This is a genomic window from Pseudoalteromonas sp. P1-26, assembly GCF_001401795.1.
Lineage (GTDB): Bacteria > Pseudomonadota > Gammaproteobacteria > Enterobacterales > Alteromonadaceae > Pseudoalteromonas.
Genome location: NZ_LKDX01000002.1, coordinates 189,026 through 209,779 on the forward strand (window position 1 = coordinate 189,026; position 20,754 = coordinate 209,779).

Annotated in this window: 21 protein-coding genes; 19 read left to right on the top strand and 2 right to left on the bottom strand. The window is 42.2% G+C overall.

Features of this window, described 5'->3' with window-relative positions; genetic code table 11:
• Positions 1–5 precede the first annotated feature (5 nt).
• Positions 6–1,007, bottom strand: coding sequence for a UDP-N-acetylglucosamine 4,6-dehydratase (inverting) (gene pseB / locus AN394_RS02235; protein ID WP_054562189.1), 1,002 nt, complete (start codon positions 1,005–1,007; stop codon positions 6–8).
• A gap of 193 nt (positions 1,008–1,200) precedes the next feature.
• On the opposite strand from pseB, the gene AN394_RS02240 reads away from it, so the two are divergent.
• Positions 1,201–1,986: a flagellin gene (locus AN394_RS02240; protein ID WP_054562188.1), complete on the top strand. Its 786-nt coding sequence runs from the start codon at positions 1,201–1,203 to the stop codon at positions 1,984–1,986.
• Positions 1,987–2,128: 142 nt separating this feature from the next.
• On the top strand, positions 2,129–3,568 hold the full coding sequence (locus AN394_RS02245) for a sigma-54 dependent transcriptional regulator (protein WP_055020699.1): 1,440 nt from the start codon (positions 2,129–2,131) through the stop codon (positions 3,566–3,568).
• Positions 3,569–3,601: 33 nt separating this feature from the next.
• On the opposite strand, the gene AN394_RS02250 is transcribed toward AN394_RS02245, so the two are convergent.
• Entirely contained in the window at positions 3,602–4,189 is a 588-nt protein-coding gene (locus tag AN394_RS02250; protein WP_055020700.1) for a DNA-3-methyladenine glycosylase I, read from the bottom strand.
• Between the two features lie 127 nt (positions 4,190–4,316).
• Here AN394_RS02250 and AN394_RS02255 point away from each other — a divergent pair, with 127 nt between their 5' ends.
• The 17 genes from AN394_RS02255 to flhB all read left to right on the top strand — a co-directional run bounded on the left by AN394_RS02255 (position 4,317) and on the right by flhB (position 20,725).
• On the top strand, positions 4,317–5,429 hold the full coding sequence (locus AN394_RS02255) for a PAS domain-containing sensor histidine kinase (protein WP_054562185.1): 1,113 nt from the start codon (positions 4,317–4,319) through the stop codon (positions 5,427–5,429).
• Positions 5,426–6,829, top strand: a complete 1,404-nt coding sequence (locus AN394_RS02260) for a sigma-54 dependent transcriptional regulator (RefSeq protein WP_054562184.1) — start codon at positions 5,426–5,428, stop codon at positions 6,827–6,829. The genes AN394_RS02255 and AN394_RS02260 overlap by 4 nt, the downstream gene beginning before the upstream one ends.
• 170 nt (positions 6,830–6,999) lie before the next feature.
• Positions 7,000–7,332, top strand: a complete 333-nt coding sequence (gene fliE, locus AN394_RS02265) for a flagellar hook-basal body complex protein FliE (protein WP_054562183.1) — start codon at positions 7,000–7,002, stop codon at positions 7,330–7,332.
• A 20-nt stretch (positions 7,333–7,352) separates the two neighbouring features.
• Complete coding sequence (gene fliF / locus AN394_RS02270; protein WP_055020701.1) at positions 7,353–9,068, top strand: flagellar basal-body MS-ring/collar protein FliF; 1,716 nt, start codon at positions 7,353–7,355, stop codon at positions 9,066–9,068.
• Positions 9,061–10,101: a flagellar motor switch protein FliG gene (gene fliG / locus AN394_RS02275; RefSeq protein WP_054553274.1), complete on the top strand. Its 1,041-nt coding sequence runs from the start codon at positions 9,061–9,063 to the stop codon at positions 10,099–10,101. Before fliF ends, fliG begins: the two co-directional genes overlap by 8 nt.
• Before the next feature lie 3 nt (positions 10,102–10,104).
• Positions 10,105–10,923 carry a flagellar assembly protein FliH gene (gene fliH / locus AN394_RS02280; protein WP_054562181.1) on the top strand — a complete coding sequence of 273 codons (819 nt, stop codon included), beginning with the start codon at positions 10,105–10,107 and terminating at the stop codon, positions 10,921–10,923.
• Between the two features lie 17 nt (positions 10,924–10,940).
• Positions 10,941–12,275: a flagellar protein export ATPase FliI gene (gene fliI, locus AN394_RS02285; RefSeq protein WP_055020702.1), complete on the top strand. Its 1,335-nt coding sequence runs from the start codon at positions 10,941–10,943 to the stop codon at positions 12,273–12,275.
• The gene (gene fliJ, locus AN394_RS02290) at positions 12,275–12,730 is read left to right on the top strand and encodes a flagellar export protein FliJ (protein ID WP_055020703.1); all 456 of its coding nucleotides are present in this window, start codon (positions 12,275–12,277) and stop codon (positions 12,728–12,730) included. Before fliI ends, fliJ begins: the two co-directional genes overlap by 1 nt.
• Before the next feature lie 100 nt (positions 12,731–12,830).
• On the top strand, positions 12,831–15,251 hold the full coding sequence (locus AN394_RS02295) for a flagellar hook-length control protein FliK (RefSeq protein ID WP_055020704.1): 2,421 nt from the start codon (positions 12,831–12,833) through the stop codon (positions 15,249–15,251).
• Between the two features lie 72 nt (positions 15,252–15,323).
• A complete protein-coding gene (fliL, locus tag AN394_RS02300; RefSeq protein WP_054562177.1) occupies positions 15,324–15,845 on the top strand; it encodes a flagellar basal body-associated protein FliL in 522 nt (173 codons plus the stop codon).
• A 9-nt stretch (positions 15,846–15,854) separates the two neighbouring features.
• Positions 15,855–16,946: a flagellar motor switch protein FliM gene (fliM, locus tag AN394_RS02305; RefSeq protein WP_054553268.1), complete on the top strand. Its 1,092-nt coding sequence runs from the start codon at positions 15,855–15,857 to the stop codon at positions 16,944–16,946.
• A 22-nt stretch (positions 16,947–16,968) separates the two neighbouring features.
• Positions 16,969–17,370: a flagellar motor switch protein FliN gene (fliN, locus tag AN394_RS02310; RefSeq protein WP_054553267.1), complete on the top strand. Its 402-nt coding sequence runs from the start codon at positions 16,969–16,971 to the stop codon at positions 17,368–17,370.
• On the top strand, positions 17,367–17,750 hold the full coding sequence (gene fliO, locus AN394_RS02315; RefSeq protein ID WP_054553266.1) for a flagellar biosynthetic protein FliO: 384 nt from the start codon (positions 17,367–17,369) through the stop codon (positions 17,748–17,750). Before fliN ends, fliO begins: the two co-directional genes overlap by 4 nt.
• A gap of 4 nt (positions 17,751–17,754) precedes the next feature.
• Entirely contained in the window at positions 17,755–18,495 is a 741-nt protein-coding gene (gene fliP / locus AN394_RS02320; protein ID WP_054553265.1) for a flagellar type III secretion system pore protein FliP, read from the top strand.
• A 40-nt stretch (positions 18,496–18,535) separates the two neighbouring features.
• Positions 18,536–18,805 (top strand): flagellar biosynthesis protein FliQ, encoded by a 270-nt coding sequence (gene fliQ / locus AN394_RS02325; protein ID WP_054553264.1) that lies wholly within the window; start codon positions 18,536–18,538, stop codon positions 18,803–18,805.
• Entirely contained in the window at positions 18,806–19,585 is a 780-nt protein-coding gene (gene fliR, locus AN394_RS02330) for a flagellar biosynthetic protein FliR (RefSeq protein ID WP_054553263.1), read from the top strand.
• A gap of 9 nt (positions 19,586–19,594) precedes the next feature.
• Entirely contained in the window at positions 19,595–20,725 is a 1,131-nt protein-coding gene (gene flhB, locus AN394_RS02335; RefSeq protein ID WP_054562176.1) for a flagellar biosynthesis protein FlhB, read from the top strand.
• Positions 20,726–20,754: the final 29 nt, after the last annotated feature.

Consider the following 20,754-nt stretch of genomic DNA (forward strand, 5'->3'; position numbering starts at 1 on the left):
CAGTATTACAGTAACGCTTGGACATTGAAGTTTTTAATTTCTTCAATGCTCATATAATCTGGGTTATCGAGTGAGTTATACTCGAAACCTTGGGCAACTTGCTCGCCTTTTTCGCCAAGTGCGTTTTCAGTAAAATCATTGCTACGACTACTGAATTTTATGCCCGGAGCGATTACAAAGTGATCGCTATATTCGTACGTTTCAAAGCATAAGTCGGCAGGACACATAACTTCGTGTAACTTTTCACCAGGGCGAATACCAATTATTTTAATTGGTAAGTCAGGTGCCATTGCTTTGGCAAGATCAGTAATGCGAATTGAAGGGATCTTCGGAACGAAAATTTCGCCACCTAACATACGCTCAAAGTTTGTTAAAACAAAATCAACACCTTGTTGCAGGCTAATCCAGAAGCGAGTCATTTCTTCATGAGTAATTGGTATATGGTCGCGGCCTTGGTCGATAAATTTTTGGAAAATAGGCACAACAGAGCCACGCGAACACACTACGTTACCGTATCTTACTACAGCAAAGGTTGTTTTATGGCCGCCAGCAATATTGTTAGCAGCCACAAATAACTTATCTGATGCAAGTTTAGTCGCACCATATAAGTTGATTGGGTTCGCGGCTTTATCAGTCGACAGTGCAATGACTTTTTCTACGTTATTATCAAGAGCCGCATCAATGACATTTTCAGCACCATTAATATTGGTTTTGATACATTCCATTGGGTTGTATTCAGCGGCAGGTACTTGTTTTAATGCTGCTGCGTGAATCACATAGTTCACACCACGCATAGCACGACGAAGCCTTTCTTTATCGCGTACATCACCAATAAAATAACGCATACACGGTTGGTCAAACTCTTGCTGCATTTCAAACTGTTTGAGTTCGTCACGCGAAAAGATAATGATCTTTTTTGGCTTATAGCGTTCTAGAAGCGTTTTGACGTATTTTTTACCGAATGAACCGGTACCACCGGTAATTAAAATTGTTTTATTGTCGAACATAGTGTTACCCGAGTTATTTTTCATTGGCGTTTGATACGCAAAGTGAGAATTTTGACACAATTCTCAGTAATTTAACTATTAACTAATACACTAGCAAGTCAGATGCCAAGTTAATTTATCTAAACCATGGTACAAAGTGCAAATTTTGGCAAATTAAGCTATAATTTAAACAATCGGTTTGTCGGAGGCCGCCATGAAAATTCAATCACCCAATACCGGGTTTTTAAACCAAACTCAGCAAACGGGTAACAAGCTTGCTGAGCAACTAGCATCAGGTAAAAAAGTAAATTCAGCGGCAGATGATGCCGCTGCACTGCAAATTATTGATAGATTAACATCGCAGCAAGATGGCTACAGTCAAGCAATTAATAATGCGTACGATGGCATTTCTTACTCGCAAGTAACAGAGTCAAATTTATCTGGTGTAAATGATGCCGTTTCTCGCATTCGAGAGCTGTCTATTCAAGCGGGTAATGGTGCGCTCACAGATAATGATAGAGCTGCACTTCAAGAAGAAGTGTCGCAATTACAAACGCAAATATCAGAAACGTTTGAAAATGCGACATTCGGTGGTAAACCTTTATTTGATGGTGAGCAAGTGTCGTTTCAAGTTGGTCCTGATGCCAACACCACACAATCAGTGACGCCATCTGATGGCAGTATTGCTTCAGTTATTGCAGGAATCGATATTTCAACCCAAGCAGGAGCTCAAGCTGCGATTGATATTAGCGACCAAGCAGCTGAAGAAATTAACACGCAAAGAGCTGAGCTAGGCGCTTTTCAAAACACCTTGGCGAGTACGATAAAAGGTTTAGGCAACCAGCGAGAGAACATTGCTGCGAGCCAAAGCCGAATAGAAGATACTGACTATGCAAAAGCTGTGTCTGATCAAGTAGCTAATGATATTTTATCGCAAGCATCGATTGCCTTACGTGGCCAAGCAAATCGTTCAGCCGAATCTATATTAGGTTTACTTTAATTCTTTAGTATTAAATTTTAGTGCTAAGTGACTATTTTTTGGCGTTGATGTCAATAAATTGCCGCTTAGCGCTTGCATCCCTCCTAAACTCGCTTACAATTTAGAAATTAACTAACCTCGTGGTAACTGTGGTTCGCCAATAATGATCTTAATTTTAGACAATAATAATAATCGTGCGATAGGTTTACATGCAGCACTTACCTTCATTGGTGAAACTGCACAATTAGTTGATGAGACTTCATTACAGTCTTTTTGTGAAAAACATCAACAGCAAGAATGCATGGTCATTCTTGGTGCTTTACAGCAGCTAAATCACGAGGCTGTGATCAAACAGTTTCCAGCCATTCCGTTTTTATTAATTGGTGAAACACTCAAACCGTTACTAAGCATTGCTAATGTAGTTGGTTTAATTTGTGAGCCGTTTAACCATGATGTAACTACTCAGCTATTGCATGATTGTCAGCAATATCAGCGCATGCTACCGGGTGACCATAAACAAGCTAAATCTAACAAATCGTTTGATGGTTTAGTCGGTGAAACCGAAGCTGTAAAAGATGTGCGCTTTTTAATTGAACAAGTAGCAAAAACCGATGCAAATGTACTGATCTTAGGTGAGTCAGGCACAGGTAAAGAAGTTGTTGCACGTAACGTTCATTTACTCTCTAAACGCAATACCGGGCCATTTGTGCCGGTAAACTGTGGTGCTATCCCAGGCGAGCTTCTTGAAAGTGAGCTATTTGGCCATGAAAAGGGTGCTTTTACGGGGGCTATTTCTGCACGAAAAGGGCGTTTTGAATTAGCGCAAGGCGGCACGCTGTTTCTAGATGAAATTGGTGATATGCCTTTGCAAATGCAGGTTAAACTATTGCGTGTGTTGCAAGAGCGTAGCTATGAGCGAGTAGGGGGTACTAAGCCTATTCAAGCGGATGTACGCATTATTGCTGCAACTCACCGCAATCTTGAAGAGATGATTGAGCAGGGCGACTTCCGTGAAGACCTTTTTTATCGCTTAAACGTATTTCCAATTGAAAACCCTTCGCTTAGTGAGCGTGCCGACGACATTCCTCTACTTTTAAAAGAGCTAATGCGTCGTGTGAACGAGCAAAGTGGCACAACGGCCAAATTTACTGAGCGTGCGATTCAAAGCTTAAAAGAGCATGCGTGGCCGGGGAATATTCGTGAACTTGCTAACTTAGTTGAACGCATGGTGATCATGTTCCCTGATAAAGTAGTTGATGTGCCAGACCTTCCAGCTAAATATCGTTATATTGAAGTTGAGGCTTATGAGCCTGAGTATCCAGAAGAGTTGATGGAGCGAGATGCTTTCAACGATATTTTCAGTACAGGCTTTAGTGATTATGATGATGAAGAACCTGATGTACCAGCAACAACGGTTGACTCAGGTTTACTACCAGATGAAGGAATTGAGCTCAAAGAGTATCTTGCTGAGCTAGAAATCAGCTTAATCAGCCAAGCATTAGAGCGCTATGATTACGTTGTTGCACGAGCTGCAGAAATTTTAGGTGTTAGGCGCACCACACTGGTCGAAAAAATGAAGAAATACAACCTAACGCGTGACTAAGCCGCGTTAGGTTTCTTCCTCGATTTTATCTCTTTAATATTCACTAATTATCTCAGCTTTTCTAAAGCAATCATTGCTATGGTCATTTACCATGCCACAGGCCTGCATGTGGGCATACACTGTAGTAGGGCCTAAAAACTTAAAACCGCGCTTTTTTAAATCTTTGGCGAATGCTGTTGAGACTTCAGTAATAGCCGGGTAATCCTCTAATTTATCAAGGTTGTTTACCAACGGTTTGCCACCAACAAACTGCCATTGGTAATTTGAGAAACTGCCAAACTCTTTTTGAATCTCAATAAAACGTTGCGCGTTATTAATAGTGGCGGCGATTTTAGCGCGATTACGAATAATACCTTCAAACTGCATTAACCTTTCGACGTCGTCTTCGGTCATTTTGGCAACCTCTTCGACAACAAAGTTTTTGAAGGCACTGCGATAGCCATCACGCTTTTTAAGTATGGTATACCAACTCAGTCCCGCTTGTGCTGACTCTAAGGTTATAAATTCAAATAAGCGGTGATCATCATATAATGGCACCCCCCATTCTTGGTCATGATAGGTCACATAATCTTCTTTGCTGGTATCGAGCCACGGGCAACGACAATGGTGTTCTTTTTGCATTATTCCCTCGCGATTGTCATTTTTTTGTCAGTGTTGTTTTGTCTTTAATTTATTGAAATAAAACAAAAATAAATTTGGTACGGATTGTGCATTTAGCTAGGTAGACACGATTTTTTGAGTATCGATTATGGCCTTAGCAAATGTCCTAAAACCACAATTTATCACAGCCAAACAATATAACCCATGCTTACAACAAGAAGAGTATGTGGGTGAGTTGAGTGAGCTGCGCCAACAAGCCAGTTGGTTAGGTCATTTGGTTGATACCATGCCTGCGGGTGTGGTGGTTTTAGATGGCCGAGGCATGATCGCAAAAGCTAATCAAATTGCCATTGATATGCTAGGTGAACCCCTCGAAGGTGAAAAGTGGTTTAGCGTAATTCAACGCTCATTTCGACCACAGCAAGACGATGGACATGAAGTATCACTTAAGGATGGCCGTTTAATAAAGCTTGATATTACTGCGCTTGCTCCAGAGCCAGGGCAGTTAATTTTAATGACAGATTTAACTGAAACCAGGCGATTACAAAAGCGAGTAGCACATATGCAGCGCTTAAGTGCGCTTGGCAAAATGGTCGCTTCGCTTGCTCATCAAGTCAGAACACCGTTATCTGCGGCCATGCTTTATGCTGCCAATTTAGGCTCAAAGCGATTGCCAGAAAGCTCGCGTGGCAACTTTCATACGAAGCTAATGTCGCGTTTAAAAGATTTAGAAACCCAAGTGAACGATATGCTGTTATTTGCCAAAAGTGGTGAGCAACAAGTGGTCGAAAGCGTTTCAATGCAACAGTTACTTAATGAAGTAAAAGCCGGTGCTGATGCTATGGTTGCACAAAATAACAGTGAACTTAGCGTGAACTTGCCTGAGCCAGATATTGAAATTATGGGTAATAAAACTGCTCTGGCGAGTGCTATTCAAAACCTGATCCACAACAGTATTCAAATTATTGGCTCTGAGGCTGTGGTAACCCTGAGTGCCGAACGTGACGAAACTAGCGAAAACTGCGTTCGCATCAGTGTCAGTGATAATGGCCCAGGTGTTGATTTACGTCATGCGAACAAATTATTCGAACCTTTTTACACTACCAAAAGCCAAGGCACGGGGCTTGGACTTGCAGTTGTAAGTTCAGTCGCCAATGCGCACCAAGGACGGGTTGAAGTGACTAATAATGCTCATGGGGGAGCATGTTTTAGTTTGATCTTGCCAATTAGTGCAGAACCAATGTCAGCGGAGGCAAAATGAATACTAACTCTATTTTAGTCGTTGAAGACGACGCAGGCTTACGAGAAGCACTGATTGATACCCTTGAAATGTCGGGTATTGATTGCGTTGCTGCAGATAGCGCTGAACAAGCGATGATCTTGCTTAAGCAAAATAGCTATTCATTGGTTGTTAGTGATGTGCAAATGGGCGCTATGAGCGGCCTTGACCTATTACGTAGCATTAAACTTAATTATCCTGAGTTGCCGGTATTAATGATGACGGCCTATGCCACTATCGATGATGCTGTAGAAGCAATGCGTTTAGGCGCGATTGATTATATGGCAAAACCGTTTGCACCAGAAGTGCTTCTTAATATGGTGAGTCGTTATTTGCCTGAAAAGGAAAAAGAAACCGATGGCCCAATCGTTGCCGATCCATCAAGTATTAAGCTATTAGAGCTCGCGAGCAAAGTTGCCCGCTCAGATGCCAGTGTCATGGTACTCGGCCCAAGTGGCTCGGGTAAAGAAGTCTTGGCTCGTTTTATCCACGATAAATCAAATCGTAGCGATGCTCCCTTTGTGGCTATTAACTGTGCTGCTATTCCTGAAAACATGCTTGAAGCAACCTTATTCGGTTACGAAAAAGGGGCGTTTACCGGCGCGATTCAAGCTTGCCCGGGTAAATTTGAGCAAGCTCAAGGTGGTACCATCTTACTAGATGAAATCACTGAGATGGATTTAGGCTTACAAGCTAAATTACTGCGTGTACTTCAAGAGCGCGAAGTAGAGCGCTTAGGCGGTCGTAAAACGATAGAGCTTGATGTTCGCGTTCTAGCTACAAGTAACCGAGATTTAAAAGAAGCAGTGAGCGAAAATCTATTTAGAGAAGATTTATATTATCGCTTAAATGTATTCCCGCTAATGTGGAAACCATTAGCCGAGCGTCCTGGCGACATTATTGTATTGGCTGAGCATTTAATAGAGCGTCATTGCCTGAAAAGTAAAGAGCCTATCGCTCAACTAAGTGAGGGTGCGAAACAAAAGCTACTATCTCATGCTTGGCCTGGTAACGTACGAGAGCTTGATAACGTTATTCAACGGGCGTTGATATTATGTGATGGGAATAGTATTCATCAAGATGATGTCTTTATTGAAGAGTTGCTTACGGTTGATATAAAGCCAGTCGCTACGCCGCCACACAACGCACCGGTATATCAAGAACAGCCTGTTGAAGTTAATTTAGATACCGTGCCACAAGTGAGTGAGCAAGGTAATTACAAAGACGAGCTGAAAGACAAAGAGCATCGTATTATTTTAGAAACCTTAGCGCGTTGTAACGGTAAGCGTAAAGAGGTTGCAGAAACCTTAGGTATTAGTCCGCGCACGTTACGTTATAAACTGGCGCAAATGCGAGACTTGGGTATAGCCTTACCAGCATAAACTCCTTCCAAAAAGTTACTCAAACAAGCTCACATTTTTGTGAGCTTGTTTGCTGTCAAAACTCTGACATGTGAAATTAATAATTCAAGTTATTGAATTTACTTGTTTTATTTTGTGGCACGGTTTGTGCTTTATCAGTGCATAAGTAAACTGCATTGTCAGAGAGTATTATGAAAGTTCAAAACAGCGCATTATTTCAAGAAATGCAAGCTATGGCTTCAGAAGTAGGCCGTAGTAACTCAATTAATAATTTACCAACACAAACTCAGCCAACATCGTCGGCACAGTTTGGTGATTTACTTACCAATGCACTTGATACAGTGAATGGCTTACAACAAGACGCTAAGCAAAAAGTAACAGCAATGGAAATGGGTGATCGCAGTGTTTCTTTAGCTGACGTAATGATTGCTTCGCAAAAATCATCAGTCGCTTTTGAAGCTACGGTGCAAGTTCGAAATAAACTTGTTGAAGCTTATAAAGAAATCATGAACATGCCTGTGTAACTAGGTAGTGGAGAATTATTGTGGCGCAATCTAATCAATCAACTGATCTAGCCTTAGCAGGCGGCGGTATCGACTCAAACGATACTGATGATCAACAAGAGCAAAAGTCAGGCTACCTAAGTGCCTTAAACGGTGTAGATGTTTTACGTCAGGTTACTTTAGTGATCGCTTTGGCAATCTGTTTGGCTATCGCAATTTTTATTATTATTTGGGCTCGTCAACCAGATATGCGTCCGCTTGGCAAAATGCCAACGGAAGAGCTTATTCAAACGCTGGACTTTTTAGACGCTCAAAAGATTGATTACGAACTTGATGGTAACGTCATCTCTGTTGAAGAAGGTGAATACCAAAACATCAAATTATTGATGGCTCGTGAAGGCCTAGAGCAAGCGCCAAGCTCAGGGACTGACATCATCATGCAAGACATGGGGTTTGGTGTTAGCCAACGCCTTGAACGTGAACGTTTAAAACATGGTCGTGAGCAACAGCTTGCACGTACCATCGAAGAGCTAAAAAATGTTACTCGCGCCAAAGTACTTTTAGCTATTCCAAAAGAAAACGTATTTGCTCGTCGCGAAAAACAACCTTCAGCGACGGTAGTGCTTACCTTAAAACGCGGTCGTACACTTGACGGTGAAGAAGTTGACTCAGTAGTTGATATTGTTGCCTCAGCAGTCCAAGGTTTATCGCCAGAGCGTGTTACTGTTACCGATCAAAATGGTCGCTTACTTAATTCAGGCTCACAAAACTCACTTGCTGCTCGCTCTCGTAAAGAGTATGAAATTGAACGTAAGCGTGAAGAAGAGTACTTAAATAAAATCGATAGCATCCTTATTCCAGTTGTAGGCTTAGGTAACTATACCGCGCAAGTCGATTTAAACATGGACTTTAGTGCAGTCGAAGAAACACAAAAACGTTATAACCCAGACTTACCCGCTGTGCGCAGTGAAACCACGTTCGAAGAAAACAACATCGGTGGTCTTGCAGTGGGCATTCCTGGTGCGCTAACGAATCAGCCGCCAGTTAACTCTAATATTCCAGAAATTGCAGGCCAAGGTGGAGCAGGCTCAGCAACGAACCCAAGTCGTTCGCATAAAGAAGCAACACGTAACTACGAGCTTGATACAACAATTTCGCATAAGCGTCAGCAAACCGGTGTTATTCGTCGTATCAGTGTTTCAGTTGCCGTTGATTATGTACCGCAGGTGGGTGAAAATGGTGAAACAACCATGGTTCCTCGCTCTGTAGAAGCATTGTCAAATATTCGTCGTTTATTACAAGGCGGTGTTGGTTTTGATATGCAGCGTGGTGATGCACTTGAGGTTGTCACAGTGCCATTTGTTCGTGAAGATGCTGGTGAAGCGATTGAAGTTCCACTTTGGGAGCAAGATTGGTTCATGAAGATGCTACGCTTAGCATTAGGTGCACTGGTTATCATCGTACTGATTGTCTTTGTAGTAAGACCTATGCTGAAACGTCTAATTTACCCAGACGATACACTAGAAGAATATGATGAAGATGCATTAAGTGCAGGTGTAGATATTGGTGATAGCACGCTAGATATGCTAAATAAAGACTTTGACTCTGCTGCTGTAGGATTCTCAAGTGATGGTACACTACAGCTGCCAGACTTACATGGCGATGAAGATTTACTCAAAGCAGTTCGTGCATTGGTTGCAAATGAACCAGAACTGTCTTCTCAAGTAGTGAAAGCGTGGTTAACAGAAGATGACTGATCAAGAACAAAAACAACTACCACCGGCGTTTGATGTTGATAAATTAGACGGTGTTGATAAGGCGGCAATCTTATTGCTGAGCTTATCAGAAGAAGATGCTGCGCAAATCCTTAAGCACTTAGAGCCAAAGCAAGTGCAAAAAGTGGGTATGGCAATGGCTGCGCTAGATGATTTATCGCAAGCGAAAATTAGCGCAGTCCATAATTTGTTTATTGAGCAAATTCAAAGCTTCAGTACCATAGGCTTCCAGTCTGAAGACTTTATCAAAAAAGCTCTTACAGCAGCGCTTGGTGAAGACAAGGCAGCAAGCCTTATTGACCAAATTGTTATGGGCTCAGGGGCGAAAGGTCTTGATTCATTGAAGTGGATGGATTCAAAGCAAGTGGCGAATATTATTCGCAACGAGCACCCGCAAATTCAAACCATTGTTTTATCGTATTTAGAGCCAGAGCAATCAGCGGAAATCTTGTCGCAATTCCCAGAAAAAGTGCGCTTAGATTTAACCATGCGTATTGCAAACCTTGAAGAAGTTCAACCAGCAGCATTGCAAGAGTTGAATGAAATCATGGAGAAACAGTTCGCAGGTCAAGCTGGTGCGCAAGCTGCGAAAATGGGTGGCTTGAAAGCGGCTGCTGATATCATGAACTACCTAGATACCAATGTTGAAGGTCAGTTAATGGATTCAATCCGTGAACACGATGAAGAGATGTCACAGCAAATCCAAGACCTTATGTTTGTCTTTGAGAACTTAATGGATGTTGAAGACCGTGGTATTCAAGCGATCCTTCGTGAAGTACAGCAAGATGTATTAATGAAAGCAATTAAAGGTACTGACGAAGCATTAAAAGAGAAGATTTTGGGCAATATGTCAAAACGTGCTGCTGAATTACTCGCTGATGATCTTGAGGCAATGGGCCCTGTTCGTATTAGTGAAGTAGAAGCGGCACAGAAAGAAATTCTTTCTACGGCACGTCGTTTAGCTGACTCAGGCGAAATTATGCTTGGTGGCGGTGGTGGTGAGGAGTTCCTGTAAGCCATGAGTAAGTCTTCATTTCATACAGGACGCCCAGTGCATGCCAGTGAAGCTGCCGATGAATTATTGGAAAACTGGCCAATTCCTGAAGTGACGCAAGATACAACAAAACTCGCTGGACGCTCAACGGCGTATGGCACGCCTTTAGCTGACTTATATCGTAAAGAGCAGCAAAAGCAGCAGGCCGAAGAGCAGCCAGAAGAGCCTGAAATTCCGTCCCTAACAATGGCTGAGCTTGAAAAGATCCGTCAAGATGCCTACGAAGAAGGACTAAAGCAAGGCCATGAGCAAGGCTATATAGATGGTTTTGAAAAAGGCGCACATGAGGGAAAAGAAGCTGGCTTTAAAGAAGGTGTTGAGCTTGGTAAGGAGCAAGGCCAAGAAGAAATAAAGCCAATTTTAGAAGAGCAGCTGACCAACTTAAGAAGCTTACTTGATAGCCTTTCTCAACCATTATCTAAAGTCGATGAAAGTGCCGAAAAGCAGTTAGTGCAGTTAGCTGTTATGTTAACTGAAATTTTAGTTTACCAAGAAATTAAAACCTCACCTGAAGTCATTTTACATGCTTTGAAGCAAGCTATTGATGCGTTAGGTGAAGAGCAAGCTAAAGTACGTATTCACTTACACCCCGATGATATTACTTTAATTACTGAAAGTTATGGCGAACAAACTATCGCAGATAACCATTGGCAGTTAGTTGCAGAGCCGACTTTAGAACGTGGTGGCTGCGAAATTAAAACCCCGCAATCATCCCTCGACATGACAATAAAAACCCGCGTCAAAGAAACGTTGGAAAACTTTTTGCATAGCAGTGGTATCTAATACTTTTTAGGCTCATTATGAGTGCTCAATCAATGACTCTAAGCGAACGCTTACAGCGCTATGAAAAACATATCAAGGCCCCAAAACCAGCCGTTGCCGGTATTCTGACGCGTGTAGTTGGTTTAACGCTAGAAGCAAAAGGGCTTAGAGCACCTGTTGGCAGTCAATGTAAAATTGAAACCATTAACGGCTTTGTTGATGCTGAAGTCGTTGGTTTTAACGACCAAACACTTTACTTGATGCCAAATGATCACATCTCTGGCGTACTGCCTGGTGCACGAGTTATCCCAAAGCTAAATGAAACAGGACTGCCTGTTGGCATGAGTTTACTTGGCCGTGTAGTGGATGGCCTTGGTCGACCACTTGATGGCTTAGGTGCCATTAATGCTGAGCATCACTTAAAGTTTGCGCAAAACTCAATTAACCCTCTTGCAAGACGACCAATCAGTCAACCTATGGACGTAGGTGTTCGAGCCATCAACTCCGTTATTACCGTAGGTCAAGGGCAGCGTATGGGTCTGTTTGCAGGCTCTGGTGTCGGTAAATCAGTATTACTGGGTATGATGACTCGCGGCTCTGAAGCAGATGTAATTGTGGTAGGTCTTGTGGGTGAACGTGGTCGTGAGGTAAAAGAGTTCATTGAAGAAATTTTAGGTGTTGAAGGGCGTAAGCGCTCAGTGGTGGTTGCAGCTCCAGCGGATGCTTCACCATTAATGCGTTTAAAAGGCTGTGAAAGTGCAGTGACCATTGCGGAATACTTTCGCGATCAAGGTCTTAACGTATTGTTATTACTTGACTCCGTTACCCGTTATGCCATGGCGCAACGTGAAATCGCCTTAGCCGTTGGTGAGCCTCCTGCGACTAAGGGGTATCCGCCTTCAGTATTTGCTAAATTACCAGCGCTGGTGGAGCGTGCTGGTAATGGTGGTGAAGGGCAAGGTTCGATCACCGCGTTTTTCACTGTGCTTAGTGAAGGGGATGATATGCAAGATCCAATTGCTGACTCTGCTCGCGCTATATTAGATGGCCACATTGTTTTATCTCGAGATTTAGCTGACAGTGGTCATTATCCGGCTATTGATATTGAAAAATCGATTTCTCGTGTTATGCCACAGGTTGTATCTGAAGCGCATATGCAACAAGCTCGAGTGCTAAAACAAGTGTATTCAATGTATCAACAGAACAAAGATATGATCACACTAGGTGCGTACCAAAAAGGCACCGACCCTATGCTTGACCAAGCAATTAATATGATGCCACGTGTGAATCAATTCCTTCAGCAAGGCATGAAAGATGTGATCAGTTATGATGATGGTCTACAAGGTCTTGCACAGTTATTAGGACAAGGTTAATGGCTCAAAGTAAACTTGATTTATTGTTAAAGCTCGAGAGCGATAAAGAAGAATCTTTACGCATGGATTATTTAAAAGCCCAGCAGCACTTACAAAGTAATCAACAAAAACTGCAAGGGCTGAATAACTTTCGCATGGAGTATTCTCAGCAGTTGCATTTGAAAGGACGATCTGGTTTGTCTAGTGCTGGGTTTAGTCAATATCATGCCTTTATCGCAAAAATTGAAGAAGCGATACGCCAGCAAGCCAGCACAGTGAATACTGCAAAACAGGTTGTTACGCAGCGCAAAGCATTGTGGTTAAAACAGCAAGTGAAAGCAAAAGCAGTGGCGAAATTAATCGAAAAGCAAGCTGAAAAACAAGCGATGAAAGTAGCTAAAGCGGAGCAAAAAATGCTGGATGAATTTGCTTCAAATCAGTTTTATCAACGTCAACTTAAAAACGCACTTCTCTAAAATACTATCTTTTTTAGGCATGTTAATTGCATTTACCTAACCAGTAGCATTAATTTTGGCACTTGCGGCGGCAAATTGCCTCTTTAGTTTTAGGTGAATTATGGCGATCAGTGATATCAATTTGCAGGTTAAAACTGAGCAAGGTACTGGTTTTTCAGGCAAAGACTCAGAGTCTAGCGACAAAGCATCGGGCTTAAGTTTTTTAACTTCACTTACAGAAGCAAGTGAAGCGGCAAACGCGCAAGCAAATACCACCCCTCAAACAAAAAGTGATGCAGATACTCATTCTGTTGATGAAACTAAAGCTGTCAGTATTTCTGAAGAACCTAAATCAGATGCCAAATTAGGCGACGAAAACACAACTGCTGATGCTAAAGTTGCAACTGCTACCGCGTCTACACAGCAGCAATCTAAAACAAGTCCAGATATTCGTAATGCAGCTGTAACTAAAGAGCCAAGCGATGAACTTGCTCTTGTAGAAGATGAAGAAAATTCACTGCTTTCGCAAATTAATGCAGCTCAAGCTATGAGTACACGTGTTAATAAATTGATTGAAAATAATGACTTTAGCCCGGTAGTTGTTGATAAAAAACCAACCCCAATCGATACCATTACACCTGTTATACCTTCACCGATGACAGACGTTGCACACACCGATGATTCAAAAGCCGACGCTGAAGGCGACAGTTCAATAGCAAGCTTATTACATAAGTCTAAAGTTGCGACAGCGGTAGATAGCCAGCTAAAAGCGATTGGCGATTTACCACCAAAAGATAGTGTGACTCCGATTGTTGATGGTCCATTAACAGACAAAGAAAAGCAGGGTGTTTCAGCTGTTAATACACCGGATACAAAACCTCAGGTAGCTAACTTTGCCAGTGCAACACAAGCAACTGACAACAAAGAAACCACAGTTGATGTAGACGCTCTGTTAAATAGCGCTCAAAAACAGACTGTGAATTCAGACGCTGCAAAAACATCTGATGGCAAAGAACTTGGCTTAAATGAGACAAGTAAAACTGTTTTAAATAAGGTGGTTGCAGATTTAAATAGCGATGCTCAAGTAGATACAAAAACAGCTGAAGTTAATTCAAAACAAACACAAAGCTACACTGACAAAACGGCAGCAAATTTCAGTGCTGAGCAAAGCATTGCTAAAAACATTGAAGCTGGCACGGCAAAAGTGGCAGATAAACCAACTGACGCAGCTGCCAAAATTGATCAAGCCGTAACAGAAAAACCAGTTTTAGATAAACCAGTAACAGATAAGTCAATCGTTAGCTTGCTGGCCAAAGTACAAAGTGGCGATGGGCAGGCTGTAAGTGAGTTCGCTAAAGGTTTATCGCTAACCTCTGAGCAACAAATAAATCAACTTAAAGCTGATAATAAGCTCGGTGCTGATGAGGTGGCAACAATCAAGTCGCTATTGACTGATGTGAACAGTAGTAAGCCTACAACGCAAACTGCACAGAGTCCTGTATCACAACTTGCTGTAGAGCAAGACATTGCTGAAGAAAGCCAGGCAAAACAAGATGCTAAATTAGCTGACAATAAAGCTCTCGATAACAAATTACCTACAGGTGTAGAAAAGCAAATCACGGCGCTGACTAAGGATGAGCAGCAAGCATTGTTAAACAAAGTGAACACTCAGTTGCAAACGTTAACGCCGGGCACTGCTCAGTACGAAAAATTAGCTGCAGCTCAAACTGTGCTGACAGAGGCTATAAATGCCCCTGCAACAGCCAGTACTGCGATGCCAGTAACCGCAGCAACAGTTAATGTTGAAAATAATAAAGCGAAACAAAATAATACCGCGCAAATTACAGCCGATGTGACAAAAGTAGTTGCTAGTGAAGAAGTAACCACAGAGCTTGTTACAAAAATTAATACAGAACGTACACAGGAAACTGTTACTGTGCGTGTAGCTCAATTATTTACCCAGCTAACGACTCAAGCAAATGCAACAACACAACCAGGTGCCTATGAAATGGCTCATCAGCAATATGAGCAAGTACTAGACGTACAAACACTGCATACACAAACAACTGCGCAAACTCAGACTCAATCTAAATCGGTGAATGTTGACCCTGGTGTAATGCAAGCGATTAATATCATAAAAAGTGATGCTGCAAAGATGCTTCAAGAGCGAGTTAGCGCGTTACTAAATATTAATAATAAAGAAGCTGAAATTCGCTTAGATCCGCCAGAAATGGGCAGTATGCAAATTCGTATACGTAGCGATGCGGAGCAAGCTCAAATTAATTTTGTTGTTCAAAATCAGCAGGCTAAAGAAGCTTTAGAGCAATCAATGCCACGCTTACGAGAAATGCTTGCACAGCAAGGTATTGAGCTTGGTGAAAGTAGTATTCAGCAGGGGAACCCTGAGCAACAACAAGAGCAGTCTGGGCAAGGGCAGCTTGCTGGAAATCAACAGGCTGAGGAGCAGCAGCCAGAAGTAACAGCACAAAGCGCAGAAACTTCTCGACAACAATCTTCATCATCAATAGATTACTATGCATAAGTCCTGCTATTATAAGAAATAAAATAGTTACAGCGCGATAAACAGCTTGCTGTAACTTTGAGGGAAGTGACAATGGCCGAAGAAGCAAATTTAGAAATAGAAGATACGGGTAAAGGCAAAAAGAAGCTGATTATCATCATTGCTGCTGTAGTGTTGATTGCTGGTGCTGCTGCGGGTTACTTTTTATTTATGGGCGATGATGCCCCTGAAGAAAGCCTAGCAGATGAAACCACAGTGACAGAGGCTGCTGCACCATCGAGCTCCGCACAGATTGGTTCGGCTCTGTATGTCGCAATGCCACGCCCATTTGTATTTAATGTACCCGGTGCTAGTCGCGACCGAATTGTACAAATAAAAGTTCAGCTACTTGTTCGAGGTGAAGTGAACGAAGAAACTGCCAAAAAGCATATTCCACTTATCGAAAGTACCTTACTTGGCGTTCTTTCAACAACGACCGCAGATGAATTAGGTACCAGTGAAGGTAAAGAGTCAGTACGTGTTGCTGCACTTGAAAAAGTACAATCAGCATTAAGTGATGTTGAAGGTAGCAAAGTGATAGAGCGGGTATTATTTACCGGCTTTGTGATGCAATAAGGGGTCAGCGTGAGCGATTTATTATCTCAAGACGAAATTGATGCGCTCTTACATGGCGTTGATGAAGTCGAAGAGGAAGATATTCACGAAGGTGATGACTTAGACAGTAATACCTTACAGTATGACTTCTCATCACAAGATCGTATTGTTCGGGGTCGTATGCCGACCTTGGAGATCGTGAATGAACGTTTTGCCCGTCATATGCGAATTAGCCTATTTAACATGATGCGCCGCACCGCTGAGGTGTCGATTAACGGCGTACAAATGATTAAATTTGGCGAATATATTCATACCTTATTCGTGCCAACTAGTTTGAACATGGTACGTTTTCGTCCGTTGAAGGGCACCGGCCTAATTACCATGGAAGCCCGATTAGTATTCATTTTAGTGGATAACTTTTTTGGTGGTGATGGCCGCTATCATGCAAAAATAGAAGGCCGTGAATTTACCCCAACAGAACGCCGTATTGTTCAAATGCTGCTTAAAATTATCTTCGAAGATTATAAAGAAGCATGGGCGCCGGTAATGGATGTGTCTTTTGAGTACCTTGACTCAGAAGTTAACCCAGCGATGGCTAACATCGTAAGTCCAACTGAAGTGGTTGTTATTAGCTCTTTCCATATTGAGCTAGATGGTGGTGGCGGTGATTTCCATATCGCATTACCTTATTCGATGCTTGAGCCAATCCGTGAATTACTCGATGCCGGTGTGCAATCAGACACTGAAGACACTGACTTACGTTGGAGTAAAGCATTACGTGATGAGATCATGGATGTTGAGGTCGATTTATCGACTCAATTGCTTGAGGTTGATCTAACGCTACAACAGATTATGGAGCTTAAAGCTGGCGATATTATCCCTGTTGAAATGCCAGAACATATCACCGTATTTGTAGAAGAATTGCCGACCTTCAGAGCGAAAATGGGCCGCTCTCGTGACAATGTGGCACTACAAATTAGTGAAAAAATTAAACGCCCTGAATCAGTTAAGTCAGAACTACATGTGTTCACAAAAGGTGGCAAAAAACTGGATTCAGATGCAGAATTAGCAGAACTAGAAGAAGATCTACATCTATCTGAAGGTGTAGATTTAGACTGGTAGTCGATTTATAAGGTTAAACATAATGAGTGATGATCAAGATACAATGGACGAATGGGCTGCGGCACTAGCCGAAGCTGAAGAAGCTGAGGGTGGCTCAGGCGATGCTGCTGTAGCGGAGCTTGATGAGTTAAAAGATGAAAGACATGAGCTGTCTGGCGACGAAAAACGTAAACTTGATACTATCTTGGACATTCCAGTTACTATTTCGATGGAAGTGGGTCGTTCAAAAATCAACATTCGTAACTTATTACAGCTTAACCAAGGTTCAGTGGTAGAACTAGACCGAGTCGCTGGTGAGCCACTTGATGTATTGGTTAATGGCACCCTGATTGCGCATGGTGAGGTGGTTGTCGTCAACGATAAGTTCGGTATTCGTTTAACTGACGTTATCAGCCAAGTTGAGCGTATTAAAAAGTTACGATGAATGCTTTAGTCGCTTTAACAAGTGCGTCGAGCACTGCATTTCCTACGGCATCACCGACGGCAGATTTACTGTCTATGGTGATGTCTTTGCTTTTAGTGCTGGTGGTTATTATTGCTTTGGCTTTTTTGGTTAAAAAACTAAATCCAAATCTTGCTAATAGTGATGAATTTAAAGTAGTGCGCAGTTTGCCTTTAGGTTCTCGTGAGCGCTTGATGGTCATTGAAATCGATAACGCTCAGCACCTAATTGGTGTGACCCCGCATAGTATTAACTACCTGCATAAGCTAGAAACACCACTACAAGAAAAAGAACTGCCAGAACTTGCCAAAAAATTTGGTAAGTTGCTGAACCCACAATCACCTTCAAATAAAAAGAATTAACGCTATGATCAAGTGGATACTTATTTTAGCAAGTGTGTTGTTTTTGCCGTCGGTTAACGCTGAAGGCATAGAAGCACTGACCATTACCACCAACCCTGATGGCTCTCAAGATTACTCCGTGACGCTACAAGTGTTAGCGATCATGACGGCGCTGAGCTTTATTCCAGCGGCGGTCATTATGATGACCTCATTTACAAGGATTATTGTGGTTCTGGCGATATTACGCCAAGCAATAGGCCTACAACAAACGCCATCGAATCAAATTTTGTTAGGTATGTCGCTGTTTTTAAGTATTTTTATTATGGCGCCAATTTATCAGCAAGTGAATGAGCGCGCTATTGAGCCATACTTGAATGAACAAGTTACCTCAGTGCAAGCATTAGAACTTGCCAAAGAGCCAATGAAAGCGTTTATGCTCTCGCAAGTTCGTATAAAAGATTTAGAGACTTTTGCGAAAATAGCTGGTTATGAGCAATTAGATTCGCCAGAAGACACGCCGTTGATTGTATTGATCCCAGCGTTTGTTACCAGCGAATTGCAAACGGCCTTTATCATTGGTTTTATGTTTTTCATCCCATTTTTGATTGTGGATTTAGTCGTGGCCTCCGTATTAATGGCCATGGGTATGATGATGCTTTCGCCGATGATTGTATCTTTGCCGTTTAAGATTATGCTGTTTGTATTAGTAGACGGTTGGAGCCTTGTGATGGGCACGCTGGCAAAGAGCTTTGGGCTCGGGGTGTAACAATGCAATTCAAGACACATAATTAGGTAGGAGAGGCAAAATGGAACCAGAAATTTTTGTCGATATACTCAGTGACGCGCTATTCTTAGTTATAAAGTTAGTGTCTGCAATCGTAGTACCTGGCTTATTAGTCGGTCTTGTAGTGGCAGTTTTCCAGGCGGCAACATCAATCAATGAGCAAACCTTAAGCTTTTTACCTCGTTTGCTGATTACCATAAGCGCACTTATTATCGGTGGTCACTGGTTCACGCAAGAGCTTATGGATTATTTTACTCGTTTAGTGATGTCGATACCGGAGATAGCAGGCTAAATGGAATTTCCATTTGCGGTTATTATTCAATGGCTCAGCGATTTTTTGCTGCCATTAGTGCGTATTAGCTCAATGATTATGATCATGGCAGGCCTTGGTGCGAAGAATGTACCAAGCCGAATTAAGCTTGGTTTAGCGGTAGTTGTAACCTTTGTTGCTGTGCCTATGCTGCCCCCTGCGACTTTTAATAACTTATTTTCGTTTGAGATGATCCTTGTGGTCATTCAGCAAATGCTTATTGGTGTGGCGATAGGCTTTGCTTCAGTACTATTATTAAATACCTTTGTTTTAGCAGGGCAAATACTCGCGATGCAAACTGGTCTTGGTTTTGCGTCCGTCGTTGATCCATCGAATGGTCTGAGTGTACCCGCTGTGGGTCAGTTTTACCTGATTTTGGCTACCTTACTGTTCTTTGTTTTTAATGGTCACTTAATGATGATCCAAATGGTCATTCATAGCTTTGAAGTATTACCAATTGATGGCAATTGGTGGGCGGTTGATCATTATTGGGATATCGTTACTTGGGGCGGTTGGATGTTCACCACAGCCTTGGTGCTTGCTTTAGCACCACTGACAGCTATGCTGGTTATTAACATGTCGTTTGGTGTGATGACCCGTGCGGCACCGCAGTTAAATATTTTTTCGATTGGTTTTCCGTTTACCTTAGTGGCTGGGCTCGTGATTATTTGGGCAACGCTAGGTAACTTCATGACTCAATTTGAGTTTCAGTGGTTAAAAATGGTTGAGTTAATGTGCAGCCTTGTTGGTTGTACACCTTAGGAGCACGCCATGGCTGAAGATTCAGGTCAAGAAAAAACCGAAGAACCCACGCAGAAAAAAATTGATGATGCCAAAAAGAAAGGTCAGGTTGCCCGCTCAAAAGAGCTAGGTACAATGTTTGTGCTTATCTTTTCAGCTATTTCCTTATTGTTGTATGGACCTGAAATTGGCAAAGGTCTTTATAATGTGATGGGGCGCTTATTAAGCCTTAACCGTAATGAAACCTACGACACCACTAAAATGTTTTCAGTGTGGGGAATTGTTGCGGATGCGTTGTTATTCCCTATGGCAATGTTTGTGTTGATCATCGTGATAGCCGCTTTTGTTGGGAATACTTTACTGGGGGGCTATAACTTTAGTTGGCAAGCGGCAGCACCAAAAGCAAGTAAGATGTCGCCGGCTAAAGGTATTAAGCGTATGCTTGGCCCTCAAGCAGGAGTAGAGCTAGTTAAGTCTATTTTAAAATTTGTAGTGGTTGCAGGTTTTGCGGTGTTCTTAATTAATACTTTCTTTGATGAAATACTGCACCTAAGCATTGAAAGCGCGCCCGGAAATTTTATCCATGCACTCGAAATCCTCTCTTGGATGTTCTTGGGGCTAACTTGTACGTTAATCATTATTGCAGCAATAGATTCTCCTTATCAAAGTCACAAACACCATAAACAGTTAAAAATGACCTTACAAGAGGTAAAAGACGAATTTAAAAACTCTGAGGGTGATCCGCAAATAAAAGCGCGTATTCGCCGTACTCAGCGTGAAATGTCGCAAAGGCGTATGATGCAAGATGTACCTGATGCCGATGTGATTGTAACCAACCCGACCCATTATTCTGTAGCACTTAAATACGATACAGCTAAAGCGGGTGCGCCAATTGTGCTTGCTAAAGGCGTGGACGAGCTTGCTATGCAAATTCGTAAAGTGGGTAAGGGTAATGACGTGCCAATTGTTGAATCACCGATGCTTACACGTGCGCTGTATCACACCACCGATGTGGGCAATCAAATACCTGATCAGCTATTCACAGCCGTTGCGCAAGTGCTGGCTTATGTCTTCCAGTTAAAGCGCTTCCAAAAAGGGCGTGGAAAACGTCCTGTTCCACTTAATAAAAAGCTCCCAATACCCGATGCTTACAAATATTAGTCAGTAGTTATATAACTTGGAATAGTTAT

Bases quoted from the DNA above. Each gene is read 5' to 3' on its own strand.
- pseB (WP_054562189.1), bottom strand. From the start codon at position 1,007: ATGTTCGACAATAAAACAATTTTAATTACCGGTGGTACCGGTTCATTC.
- AN394_RS02240 (WP_054562188.1), top strand. From the start codon at position 1,201: ATGAAAATTCAATCACCCAATACCGGGTTTTTAAACCAAACTCAGCAA.
- AN394_RS02245 (WP_055020699.1), top strand. From the start codon at position 2,129: ATGATCTTAATTTTAGACAATAATAATAATCGTGCGATAGGTTTACAT.
- AN394_RS02250 (WP_055020700.1), bottom strand. From the start codon at position 4,189: ATGCAAAAAGAACACCATTGTCGTTGCCCGTGGCTCGATACCAGCAAA.
- AN394_RS02255 (WP_054562185.1), top strand. From the start codon at position 4,317: ATGGCCTTAGCAAATGTCCTAAAACCACAATTTATCACAGCCAAACAA.
- AN394_RS02260 (WP_054562184.1), top strand. From the start codon at position 5,426: ATGAATACTAACTCTATTTTAGTCGTTGAAGACGACGCAGGCTTACGA.
- fliE (WP_054562183.1), top strand. From the start codon at position 7,000: ATGAAAGTTCAAAACAGCGCATTATTTCAAGAAATGCAAGCTATGGCT.
- fliG (WP_054553274.1), top strand. From the start codon at position 9,061: ATGACTGATCAAGAACAAAAACAACTACCACCGGCGTTTGATGTTGAT.
- fliH (WP_054562181.1), top strand. From the start codon at position 10,105: ATGAGTAAGTCTTCATTTCATACAGGACGCCCAGTGCATGCCAGTGAA.
- fliI (WP_055020702.1), top strand. From the start codon at position 10,941: ATGAGTGCTCAATCAATGACTCTAAGCGAACGCTTACAGCGCTATGAA.
- fliJ (WP_055020703.1), top strand. From the start codon at position 12,275: ATGGCTCAAAGTAAACTTGATTTATTGTTAAAGCTCGAGAGCGATAAA.
- AN394_RS02295 (WP_055020704.1), top strand. From the start codon at position 12,831: ATGGCGATCAGTGATATCAATTTGCAGGTTAAAACTGAGCAAGGTACT.
- fliL (WP_054562177.1), top strand. From the start codon at position 15,324: ATGGCCGAAGAAGCAAATTTAGAAATAGAAGATACGGGTAAAGGCAAA.
- fliN (WP_054553267.1), top strand. From the start codon at position 16,969: ATGAGTGATGATCAAGATACAATGGACGAATGGGCTGCGGCACTAGCC.
- fliO (WP_054553266.1), top strand. From the start codon at position 17,367: ATGAATGCTTTAGTCGCTTTAACAAGTGCGTCGAGCACTGCATTTCCT.
- fliP (WP_054553265.1), top strand. From the start codon at position 17,755: ATGATCAAGTGGATACTTATTTTAGCAAGTGTGTTGTTTTTGCCGTCG.
- fliQ (WP_054553264.1), top strand. From the start codon at position 18,536: ATGGAACCAGAAATTTTTGTCGATATACTCAGTGACGCGCTATTCTTA.
- fliR (WP_054553263.1), top strand. From the start codon at position 18,806: ATGGAATTTCCATTTGCGGTTATTATTCAATGGCTCAGCGATTTTTTG.
- flhB (WP_054562176.1), top strand. From the start codon at position 19,595: ATGGCTGAAGATTCAGGTCAAGAAAAAACCGAAGAACCCACGCAGAAA.